The sequence below is a fragment of the Cellulomonas sp. P5_C5 genome, assembly GCF_054049655.1.
In genome coordinates this window covers 1-11,237 of sequence record NZ_JBFULY010000034.1, presented here as the reverse complement: position 1 = coordinate 11,237, position 11,237 = coordinate 1, and the positions used below count along the sequence as shown (strand labels likewise).

Here is an 11,237-nt window from a genome sequence, read left to right as displayed (position 1 = left end):
CAGTCGTGGACACCACCGTCTTCCGCCCGATCGACGAGGACCAGCCGCGCGTGCCGGGCGGGTCACCGGTCGCCGTGAGCGCCCGTTCGCTCACCAAGGTCTACGGGCAGGGCGCTGCCGAGGTCCGAGCGCTCGACGGTGTCGACGTCGACTTCGCGGCCGGCGCGTTCACCGCGATCATGGGCCCGTCCRGCTCCGGCAAGTCGACGCTGATGCACGTGCTGGCGGGACTCGACCAGGCCACGTCGGGCACCGCCCGGCTCGGCGCGACGGAGATCACGGCGCTGGACGACGGCGCGCTGACACGGCTGCGTCGCGACCGCGTCGGGTTCGTGTTCCAGAGCTTCAACCTGCTGCCGATGTTCACCGCCGAGCAGAACATCCTGCTGCCGCTCGAGCTCGCCGGCACCGCGGTGGACCGCGCGTGGTTCGACACCCTCGTCTCCACGCTGGGGCTCGGTCAGCGCCTGACGCACCGGCCGTCGGAGCTGTCCGGTGGCCAGCAGCAGCGGGTGGCCATCGCGCGCGCCCTCATCGCGAAGCCCGAGGTCGTCTTCGCCGACGAGCCCACCGGCAACCTCGACTCCCGGTCGGGCGCCGAGGTGCTGAGCTTCCTGCGCCGGTCGGTGCGCGAGCTCGGCCGCACGATCATCATGGTCACGCACGACCCGACGGCCGCGGCGTACGCGGACCGCGTGGTCCTGCTGGCCGACGGGCGGATCGCCGGCGACATCGCCGACCCGACGCCGGAGTCCGTCCTCACCGGCCTGGAGGCCCTGCGCGCGCTCGACCAGGCGGCCCTCTGATGCTGCGGCTCACCTGGGCGCAGATGCGCCGCAGTCTCGGCCGGCTCACCGCCGCGGCCGTCGCCATCGCGATCGGCACGGCGTTCGTCGCCACCACCCTGATCGCCGGGAACGTCATGACCCGCACCGGCTACGACGCCGTGACCGCGACGTACGCGGACGCCGACGTCGTCCTGGACGGCGACATCACCGACACCCAGCTGGAGGCGGTGCGGGCCCGGCCGGACGTCCAGGCGGCCGACCTCCTGGCCCCGACGGGCGTCGAGATCCGCAAGGGCGGCACGAGCCGCTGGCAGCTCATGCTCCCGACCTCCGACGACCCGCGGCTCAGCTCGCTGGCCGTCGAGGACGGCACCGTCCCGTCGGCGCCCGGCGAGATCGCCCTGCCGCCCGCGACGGCGGAGGCCCTCGGCGTCGGCGTCGGGGACCACGTGCAGGTCCGCTGGACCACCTCCGAGCCCGCGGACGATGCGAGTGCCGAGCCCACTCCACCCGCGGAGCGGGATGACGAGGTGTGGCGGACCGTCGACGAGGACGTCGTCGTGACGGGCATCGCGTCCGACCCGGCGTCCGCGTGGTCGCAGACCGGAGGTGCCGGCCTGGTGACCATCGACGACGCCCTGCGCTGGAGCGACGTGGAGTCCCTGACCGAGCTGAGCTCGACGACCCTCGTGGCCGCTGAGCCGGGTGTCGGCGTGGAGGCGCTGCGGGACGACGTCGGCCCGCTCGTGCCCGGCGCCGAGGCGCTCACCCGCGACGAGGCGGCCGAGCGGTCGGTCTCGCAGTTCTCCGACGGCGGGAACGTGCTCATCACGCTCGTCCTCGGGTTCGCCGCCGTGGCGCTGCTCGTCGCCGCCCTCGTCATCGCGAACACGTTCCAGGTGCTCGTCGCGCAGCGCACCCGCACGCTCGCGCTGCTGCGCTGCGTCGGCGCGGGCAAGGGCCAGCTGCGCCGGTCCGTCCTGCTGGAGGCGGCGATCCTGGGGGCCGCCGCATCGGTCGCCGGACTGGTCCTCGGCCTGGTGCTCGGGCAGTCGGCGCTCATGGTCCTGGGCCGGCTGKACCTCGGCGTGCCGCTGCCGTCCGCCATCCAGGTGACCCCGCCCGTCGTGCTGCTCCCGCTCCTGGTKGGCACGGTCGTCACGGTTCTCGCCTCTCTGGTGCCGGCCCGCGAGGCCACCCGGGTGTCCCCGATCGCCGCCCTGCGCCCGGCCGAGTCCCCGGCCGTCGGCGCCCGCGGCGGGCGCGTCCGGTTGGTGCTGTCCCTCCTGCTCACGCTCGGCGGTGTCGGGGTGATGCTGCTCGCGGCTGCGATGTCCAGCGCCGGCCGTGCCGACGCCACCGTGCTGCTCGGCGTCGGGGCGCTCGCCGGTGGGCTGTCGTTCGTCGGCGTCCTGGTCGGCGCGGTGTTCTGGGTGCCGAAGGTCGTGTCCGTCGTAGGACGCGCGCTGGCGGGCACCGGGACCAGCGCACGCCTGGCCGCGGCGAACACCGTGCGCAACCCGCGCCGGACCGCCGCGACCAGTGCCGCTCTGCTGATCGGCGCGACGCTCGTCGCCATGATGAGCACCGGCGCCGCGAGCGCCCGCGTGTCCCTGGCGCAGGAGCTCGACGAGCACTACCCGGTGGACCTCATGGTCGACGGCTCCGTGTACGGCGAGACCGCGGCCCTGCCGTCCGACGTCCGCGCGGCGGTCGCCGCGGTGACGGGCGTGGACACCGTGCTCGAGATGCGCACCGCCCTCGTGACGATCGACGACGTCGGGATCACGGTGGCGGCACCCGTCGACGGCTCGGCGAGGTCCGTGCTGCGTGACGCACGTACCGCGGACGGGCTCAGCGACGAGACGTTGCTGCTCCCGAAGCTCATGTCCGACCAGGCGACCACCGGGACGATCCCCGTGAGGGCGAACGTGCAGGGCGAGGACCACTCCGAACCGGCCCCCGGCGGCTCGATGGTCGACCTCCGGCTGCTGCCCAGCGACCTCGGCGGGATCTACCCCCTCGTCACCCCCGCCACCCTCGACCGCCTCGCTCCGGAGGCGCCGGTCTCGATGCTCTGGGTCGGTCTGGACCCGGGCGCCGACCCGGCGCTCGTGCTCCAGGACGTCCGGGCGGCACTGCCCGACACCCCCGCGGAGGTCAGCAGCGCCGGGGCCGAGCGCACCAGCAACGAGCGGGTGATCGACACGCTTCTCGCGATCGTCGTCGGGCTGCTCGGCGTCGCCGTGGTGATCGCCCTGATCGGCGTGGCCAACACGCTGTCGCTCTCGGTCCTCGAGCGCCGCCGGGAGTCCGCGACCCTGCGGGCCATCGGCCTCTCGCGGCGGCAGCTGCGGGTGATGCTCGCGATCGAGGGGATGCTCATCGCCGGTGTCGGCGCCGTCCTCGGTGCCGGGCTCGGGCTGCTCTACGGGTGGGCGGGGGCGGTGATCACCTTCGGGGAGATCGGGGACGTCATCCTCGTCGTCCCGTGGACCGACCTGGCGCTCCTGCTGGTCGTCGCCCTCGCCGCCGGTCTGCTCGCCTCGGTGCTGCCGGGTCGCGCTGCCGCCCGCACGTCACCGGTCGCCGCGCTCGCCGTCGACTGACCTCGTCCGGTTCCGCCGCTGAACCGACCGGCGGTCCTGTGCACGGACCGGCCCGTCCCCTGAACGCCGGGGGCGGGCCGGTCCGTCGTCGTGTGGCGGCACGCTCAGGCGGTGCGCTTCACGCTGCTCCACCCCGACCCGTCGCGCGGCCACGGGCTCGTCCCGACCGACGTCGAGGCGGACGTCGGCACGGCCCTGTCCGCGCTGCGCCCGGCGCTCGCGCGCGTGAGCGGGTACGCGGGCTGGGCGAGCGCCGGGGTGCGCGCCGCCGTCGGGGACGCGGTGCTCGACGAGCACCATGTCGTCGGCCAGCCTCCCCTGGTCGCGGGGTGCCTCCTGCGGACCGGGCAGGGCAGCCCGGTGGACGCGGAGCTCGCCGTCCGGGCCGACTGGCACGTCGCCGTCGTGGCCGGTCCGGACAGCGGCGGACTCGCCCCGGTGCGTGCTGACGAGCGCCTGACTCTGGGTCCGCCCGGAGGTGCTGTCGGGTCGGCCCCGCAGCTCGTCGTGCACGACTCCACGCTCCCCCGGGTGCAGGTCCGCCGGGACGGCGACCGGGTCCGCGTGCGTCTCGGCGACCGCGGGCGCTGGCGCCGCTGGCGACCGCGCCGTCCGCTCCGGCTCGGCGCCACGACCCTCGCGCTGCGCGGAGCGCGCGTCGACGAGGCGCCATCCGCGGAGCCCGGGCCGACGGCCCGTCCTGCGACGTGGCTGGCGCCGCTCCTCGGTTCGGTGGCCCTCGCGGTCGCCCTGCGCCAGCCCGTCCTGCTCCTCGCGGGTCTGGCCGTGCCGCTCGTCGCGCTCGGGGCGGCCGGCGTCGCACGGTGGCGGCAGCACCACCGGTCCGGTCCTGACGCGTCCGTGCKGGACCTCGCTGCCCTGGTCGCGGCGACCGCCCGTGCTGCTGTCACCACGGCCGACCCCGTGGCGCTCGACCAGCCCTGGGATCCGGGCGGTTCCCTGGCGGTCGTCGGCCCTCGTGCCCTCGCCCTGCCGGTCGCACGGGCCGCCGCGCTCGGAGCCCTCGGCACGCACCTGGGCACCGTGCTGGCCGTCCGCACCCGCCGGCCCGACGACTGGTCGTGGTGCGTCTGGGCGGCCGACCCCGACTCCCCCCTGCCGCCCGGTCCGGGGGCGGGCCTCGTCGTCGCGGACGACCCGCCCGACCCGGGAGCGCTGGCCCGGTGGCGGTCGTCGTCCCCCGCGTCGCAGCGCCTGCTCCTGGTCGCGGACTCCTCGGCAACGGTCCCCGCTTGGTGCCGGGCGCGGCTCGAGGTGGGGCCGAGAGCCGTGCGGCTGCACGGGGCGGACGGGCGGGTGCACGACGTCCCCCGGCAGGCCGTCGGCGCGCACCGCGCCCTGGCCCAGGTCCGAGCGGCGGCATCGGCGCGGGCGCTGGCGGCGCCCGGTGGAGCCGACGGGGGCGCGCTGCCCGTCCGGGCGTCGTTGGCGGCCCTCGACGGCATCCCCGGTCCGGACCGGGTCGCCGCGGCCTGGGCGACCCCCCGCACCGGTCTCGTCGTCGCGCTCGGGGTCGGACCCGGCGGCCGCACCGCCTCCGTCGACCTCGTCGCGGACGGTCCGCACGCCCTGGTGGCGGGGACCACGGGCGCCGGTAAGTCGGAGCTGCTCACGACCCTCGTGCTCGCGCTCGCGCTGACGCATCCCCCGGACCGTCTGGCGATCCTGCTCGTGGACTTCAAGGGCGGGACCGGACTGGGCCCGGTGGCCGGCCTCCCCCACGTGCTGGAGCACGTCACGGACCTCGATGCCCCGCACGCCCGACGCGTCCTGTCGTCGCTGCGCGCCGAGCTGCGCCGACGCGAGGGGGTCCTCGCCGACGCGGGTGCCCGCGACCTGCTCGAGCTCGATCCCGCCGACCGCACGACGCCTCCCCGCCTGCTCGTCGTCGTCGACGAGCTGCGAGCGCTCACCGAGGACGTGCCCGACGCGTCCGCGGCGCTCACGCGGATCGCCGCCCAGGGACGCGCGCTCGGGGTGCACCTCGTCCTGGCCACCCAGCGCCCCGCAGGTGCGGTCGGCGCCGACCTGCGCGCGAACGTCGGGCTGCGGATCGCGCTGCGGGTCACCGACCACGCCGACTCCACGGACGTGCTCGACGCCCCCGACGCCGCCCGTCTCGACCCGGCGGTGCCCGGCCGCGCGTGGGTCCGACGCGGAACGCGCCCGCTCGAGGCGGTCCAGGTCGCGCGTGCCGTCACGGCAGCCGCGGCRCCGGCCGTGCGCCTCGCCCGCGCGTGGTCGGACGTCGGTACCGCCTCCTGGTCACCGGCCGCGTCCACCGCTCCCGGGCCCGACGACGCGCGGCACGCCTGGCTGGGCGCCGTCGCGCGGGCGGCGACGGCCCGGCCCGCGAGCGACGGGTGCCCGTGGCTCCCCGCCCTGCCGGCGACTGTCCGCGCGGCGGACGTCCCGGAGGGGCACGGCCTGGCGCTCGCGGTGGCGGACCTGCCCGAGGAGCAGCGTCGCGGTGCGGTGCGGTGGGATCCCGTCGACGGGCCGCTCCTGGTCCTGGGCGGACCGCGCTCGGGCCGCACGACGACACTGGTCGCCGCCGGGCTGGAGGCCCTCGACCAGGGCTGGTCCGTGCACGCCGTCGGGCTGCCGCCCTCCGCGGTGGACCGGCTGCGCGCGGGCGACCGGCACGGCCGGCTGGGCGGCGAGCTGGCGACCGAGGACGCCCGCGAGGTCGCCCGCCTCCTCGAGCTCCTCGGCGGCGTCGCAGGAGGCCCGCCACGACTGCTCCTGGTCGACCGCCTGGACMTGCTCCTCGACTCGCTGGCCCGGCTCGCACGGGGCGCGGGCGTCGACCGCCTGACCGCCCTCTGGCGCGGCGGCACCACCGGCACGGCGCTCGCGGCCGGGGCGGACGCCGGGGCCGCCGCGATGCAGCACGCCGGGGCGTTCGCGGTCCGGCTGGTGCTCCCGCTCGCCGACCAGGCACTCGACTCGCTCGCCGGGGTGCCCACCGTGCTGGCCGGACGCCGAACGACCCCGGGCCGGGCCGTGCACCTGCACGCCGCCGGGGCGGAGCTGTGCCAGGTGATCCTGCCCGTGCCGCCCGGCCCGCGCGCCGCGGCGGTCGGTCCGGACGCCGGAGTGGTGCGGGTACGCCCTCTGCCCGGCCGGGCGGACCCGCCACCCGGCCTCGGCGCCGGGCCGGGTCGTCTGGACGTCCCGCTCGGACCCGGCGGCGACGACGCGGGCGTCGTCCGGGTGGACGTGACCCACGGGCTGCTGGTCGCCGGACCTCCGGGCTCGGGCCGCAGCACCGTGCTGGGCGTGGTGGCCCGCAGCCTCGTGCAGGCCGGTGTGCGGGTCCTGCGGCTGGTCGACCCCGCCGGCCTCCCGGTCCCGGCACTCGCCGGGGTGCAGGACGTCGGTCCGGCCGACCTGGAGCTGCTGGACGACGGTGGTACCGGAGCGACCGTCCTGCTGGTCGACGACCTGGACGATCTCCAGCGGGTAGTCCCCGGGCTCGACGAGCTGCTCCCACCGACGCTCAGCCTCGTCGCCAGCGTGACGTCGGCGTCCGCGTCCCAGGCGTTCCGAGGCACGGTCTCGACGCTCGTCAGGCGTCGCCGCGCGCTCGTGCTGGACGTGCACGACCACGCGTCCGCCGAGCTGGTGGGACCGCGAGCGCCGTGGTGCGTCGACCCGTCCCGTCGGCCGGTGGGACGCGGGGTCCTGCTGACCGGGCGGGACGCGGTCGTCGTGCAGGTCTACGCCGGGGGGTCCTGACGGCGGGCCGTCGCGGCTACGGCCGACGGCAGCAGGAGCCCGACCCCGATCAGGACCGCCATGACGAGCACCACGACCGCCCACGCCGACGGTTCCGCCCCGAGCCAGCCGATCGCGAGGACGGCGAGCAGGATCTGCCACATGACCACCGGCGAACGTGCCCACCGGCGTCCGCGCCACAGCCCGCGTGCGGCGAGCACGAGGAGCAGGGCGACCCCGATCCCGAAGGCGGCGAGGAAGAGGCTCGCCGCCGGCATCGTCGMTGCCCCCCGCAGGACGTCGACGATCCACGCGACCCCGAGACCGAGGAATGCAGCGGCCTCGATGGTCACGAGCAGGCACACGACGAGCAGCACGGGAGGACGACGGTCGGTCACGGAAGGAGCCTAGGCACACCCGGCACGACCCGTCGCCGCCGCCGCTGACCTGCACCGACGCTCACTCCCCGATACCACGGTTCCGGAGTGATTCAGGCCACCACGTGACCCTGATCACCGCCGTCGCGAGACGGCGAGTCCTGGACGTTTGTCCGACTATCCCCCTCACCTGCGGCAACACGCGGGACGCGTCGCGGCACAGCCGTTCCACAGGTGTGACGAACGCCTCAGTCGTTACTGTTATGAAACCTCCTCGTAACCCTTGTGGAGTGACCGGACCGGTGCGAGCCTTGATGCAGTACGTCCCCCACCCCCGATCTCGCGTCCAGACTCGCGCGCCCTGACCCCGGGCGTCTCTCGACGTGTGCCTAGGAGAGAACTCATGGATTGGCGCCACCGCGCAGCGTGTCTCGACGAGGACCCGGAGCTGTTCTTCCCCATCGGGAACACCGGCCCCGCCCTGCTCCAGATCGACGAGGCGAAGGCTGTCTGCCGCCGCTGCCCCGTCGTCGACACGTGCCTGAAGTGGGCCATCGAGACCGGCCAGGACGCGGGCGTCTGGGGCGGGCTGTCCGAGGACGAGCGCCGCGCGCTCAAGCGTCGCACCGCGCGCCAGCGCCGCGCCGGCTGACCCTCCCACACCACGTCGGACCCGGCCCCGCCGCGCACCGCGCAGCGGGGCCGAGTCACGTCCAGGGCCGGCGGGTCAGCCGCTCAGATGAGTGCCGCAGCGTCCCGCGGCCCGCGCAGGCGCGCCTCGATGACGACGGACGTCCCGCCCCCGTCGCGGCTCGCCCACTCGATGGTGCCGCGCATCTCGTTGGTCACCAGGGTCGAGACGATCTGCGTGCCGAGGCCGGTGCCGGCACCCCGCTCGGTCGGCAGCCCGGAGCCGTCGTCGGCCACCTCGACCCGCAGCGCGTCGTCCTGCCGGGCCACGATGACCTCGACCGTCCCCGACTCCCGCCCCTCGAACCCGTGCTCGACCGCGTTCGTGACCAGCTCGGTGAGGATGAGCGCGAGCGCGGTGGCGTCCTCCGCGGGGATGGACCCGAACGAGCCGCGCACCAGCGTCCGCACGTGCGCCCCCTCGGTCGCCACGTCCGCAGCGAGCCGCAGGCTGCGACCGACGAGGTCGTCGAACGGCACGCTCTCGTCGAGGGTCTGCGACAGCGTCTCGTGCACGAGCGCGATCGTGGCGACCCGGCGCATCGCCTCACCGAGCGCCTCCTTGGCCTCCGGTGACGCCACGCGCCGCGACTGCAGCCGCAGCAGGGCGGCGACCGTCTGGAGGTTGTTCTTCACGCGGTGGTGGATCTCGCGGATCGTGGCGTCCTTGGTGATGAGCTCGCGCTCCCGGCGCCGCAGCTCCGAGACGTCGCGGCACAGCAGCACCGCGCCGACGCGCTGGCCGTGCTCGGTCAGCGGCACCGCCCGCAGCGACAGGGCGACGCCACGGGCCTCGACGTCGACCCGCCACGGAGCTCGTCCCATGAGCACCAGCGGCATCGACTCGTCCACGGTGTCGTGCTGCTCGATCAGCTCGGCCGTGACCTCGACCAGCGAGCGCCCGACGAGGTCACCGACGACCCCCAGGCGGTGKAAGCAGGACAGGGCGTTGGGGCTCGCGTAGAGGACCTCGCCCTCGGAGTTGAGGCGCACCAGCCCGTCCCCGACGCGCGGGGCTCCGCGGCGCGGCCCGGTGGGGGCGTCGGGCGCGGGGAACTCACCGCGACCAACCATCGCGAAGACGTCGTCGGCAGCCTCGACGTAGTTGAGCTCGAGGCGGCTCGGCGTCCGCGCGCCGCCGAGGTTCGTCTGCCGGGCGAGCACCGCGATCGCCTTGCCGCGGCGGACCACCGGGACGGCCTCCTCGCGCACCGCGTACGACCCGAACCAGCGCGGCTCGCGCGACCGTTGCGCGGCGCGCTCGTCGAGCGAGCGCTGCAGCTGCGGGCGCTGGCCCTCGGGCGCGCTGGAACCGACCACGTCGTCGTAGTGGACGGTGGCGCCGGTCGAGGGCCGCGCCTGGGCGATCGCGACGAAGTCGCCGTCCGTCGTGGGCAGCCACAGCACGAGGTCGGCGAACGCCAGGTCGGACAGCACCTGCCAGTCGCCGACCAGCAGGTGCAGCCACTCCAGGTCGTGAGCATCGAGCGCGGCGTATCGAGCGGCGAGGGTGCTCAGGGTGGACACGTGCACCAGGGTAGGTGTCGACGGGCGAGCGGTGAGCAGGACGGCCAGGACGTGGGCGGATAGCCTCTGACCCACCGAGTCGATCCACCGAAGGACCCCATCGTGCGACTGAGCGTCACGCTCGACCTACCGACGGACGTGCGCGCCGCTGCGCAGCTCCTGGCGGACCCCGAGTACGTGCACCGGAAGGTCCGCGCGAGCGGCGCGCTCGAGCAGCACGTGGACGTGACCGGCGACCCGGACGAGGCGTTCACCGTCACGACGCGCCGCGCCCTGCCCACCGACCAGATCCCGGCGCACCTGCGCGGTTTCGTCGGCAACCAGATCGACGTGCGGCAGGTCGAGGCGTGGGAGGCCCCCGCGTCCGACGGGTCGCGCGTCGGGACCGTCGTCGTCGAGATCGCCGGCGCCCCGGTGCGGCTCAGCGGGCGGACCGCCCTCACCCCCACCGGCACAGGGTCCACGACGGTCTCCTACGACGGCGACCTGCGCGCGACGGTCCCCCTCTTCGCGTCGGCGATCGAGCAGGCGACCGCCGGCGCGATCCGGTCCGCGCTCGAGGTCGAGCAGGACGTGGCACGCGAGTGGATCGACGGTCTGGACAGCGCTCGGTCGGAGGGCCGGGCCGACGGCCAGGTCGATGGTCACAGCCAGGCGCCGCAGCCGTAACGATTCGGTAACACGGACCGATGTCCATATCGCTCTGACCTGCAGAAACACTGGTGTGGGATCGCTACCACGGCATTTCCCCCACCCCGCGTCCTTGACACTCGGTGGGGCGCCGACGACAGTACTCCGCAGCGCGTGGGAACGCTCCCGCATCACTGCGGAAGGGATCGTGACCGCGCCGGGTCCACACGGCCCAACCCGATGTCCGCACGCCCCCTTCATGGCGGGCGGACGACGGGTGCCCTAGGGGTACGGCGAGGACGCCGTCCGACTGACAAGGGAGTCACAGTGCGCAAGACCACCAGCAAGATGTGGGCGGCCGCGGCAGGGGTCACGGGCATCGCCCTCCTCGCCACCGCCTGCTCCGGCAACGCGGAGACGCCCAGCGACGAGGGTTCCGACGCGGGCTCCGAGAACATCACCCTGACGCTCGGCACGTTCAACGAGCCCGGCTACACGGACGAGATGTTCGCGGCGTACGAGGCCGACCACCCCGGCATCACGATCGAGAACAAGAAGGCCGCGACCTCGAACGAGGCCCGCGACAACCTGAACACGCGCCTCGCGTCGGGTTCGGGCTCCTCGGACGTCGAGATGATCGAGATCGACTGGCTCCCCGAGCTCATGCAGTACCCGGACAAGTTCGTCGACMTGACGGACCCGGCCCTCGACGKCCGCTGGCTCGACTGGAAGGTCCAGCAGGCCACGACGCCCGACGGCGTCCTGCTGGGCTACGGCACCGACATCGGCCCGGAGGCCATCGCGTTCCGCGGTGACCTGCTCGCCGCCGCCGGCCTGCCCTCCACGCGTGAGGAGGTCGCTGCCGAGCTCGGTGG

8 protein-coding genes are annotated in these 11,237 nt (G+C 75.1%); 6 read left to right on the top strand and 2 right to left on the bottom strand.

All coding sequences use genetic code 11. The features are described 5' to 3' along the window. The first annotated feature begins 5 nt into the window (after positions 1–5). The 3 genes from ACXJKF_RS19435 (at position 6) to ACXJKF_RS19425 (ending at position 7,159) form a co-directional block, all read left to right on the top strand. The gene (locus ACXJKF_RS19435; protein ID WP_456789371.1) at positions 6–806 is read left to right on the top strand and encodes an ABC transporter ATP-binding protein; all 801 of its coding nucleotides are present in this window, start codon (positions 6–8) and stop codon (positions 804–806) included. Beyond that, the gene (locus tag ACXJKF_RS19430; RefSeq protein ID WP_456789370.1) at positions 806–3,397 is read left to right on the top strand and encodes an ABC transporter permease; all 2,592 of its coding nucleotides are present in this window, start codon (positions 806–808) and stop codon (positions 3,395–3,397) included. The genes ACXJKF_RS19435 and ACXJKF_RS19430 overlap by 1 nt, the downstream gene beginning before the upstream one ends. Before the next feature lie 111 nt (positions 3,398–3,508). Continuing rightward, entirely contained in the window at positions 3,509–7,159 is a 3,651-nt protein-coding gene (locus tag ACXJKF_RS19425; RefSeq protein ID WP_456789369.1) for an FtsK/SpoIIIE domain-containing protein, read from the top strand. On the opposite strand, the gene ACXJKF_RS19420 is transcribed toward ACXJKF_RS19425, so the two are convergent. Further along, entirely contained in the window at positions 7,141–7,536 is a 396-nt protein-coding gene (locus ACXJKF_RS19420; protein ID WP_456789368.1) for a hypothetical protein, read from the bottom strand. The genes ACXJKF_RS19425 and ACXJKF_RS19420 overlap by 19 nt on opposite strands. A 382-nt stretch (positions 7,537–7,918) precedes the next feature. Here ACXJKF_RS19420 and ACXJKF_RS19415 point away from each other — a divergent pair, with 382 nt between their 5' ends. Then, positions 7,919–8,167: a WhiB family transcriptional regulator gene (locus tag ACXJKF_RS19415; RefSeq protein ID WP_055912771.1), complete on the top strand. Its 249-nt coding sequence runs from the start codon at positions 7,919–7,921 to the stop codon at positions 8,165–8,167. An 83-nt stretch (positions 8,168–8,250) separates the two neighbouring features. On the opposite strand, the gene ACXJKF_RS19410 is transcribed toward ACXJKF_RS19415, so the two are convergent. Further along, positions 8,251–9,732 (bottom strand): sensor histidine kinase, encoded by a 1,482-nt coding sequence (locus ACXJKF_RS19410; RefSeq protein WP_456789367.1) that lies wholly within the window; start codon positions 9,730–9,732, stop codon positions 8,251–8,253. A 102-nt stretch (positions 9,733–9,834) separates the two neighbouring features. On the opposite strand from ACXJKF_RS19410, the gene ACXJKF_RS19405 reads away from it, so the two are divergent. Both ACXJKF_RS19405 and ACXJKF_RS19400 read left to right on the top strand, forming a co-directional pair. Continuing rightward, positions 9,835–10,401: a DUF2505 domain-containing protein gene (locus tag ACXJKF_RS19405; protein WP_456789366.1), complete on the top strand. Its 567-nt coding sequence runs from the start codon at positions 9,835–9,837 to the stop codon at positions 10,399–10,401. Between the two features lie 288 nt (positions 10,402–10,689). Continuing rightward, positions 10,690–11,237 (top strand): extracellular solute-binding protein (locus ACXJKF_RS19400; protein WP_456789365.1); only part of this gene is annotated, 548 nt, incomplete at its 3' end.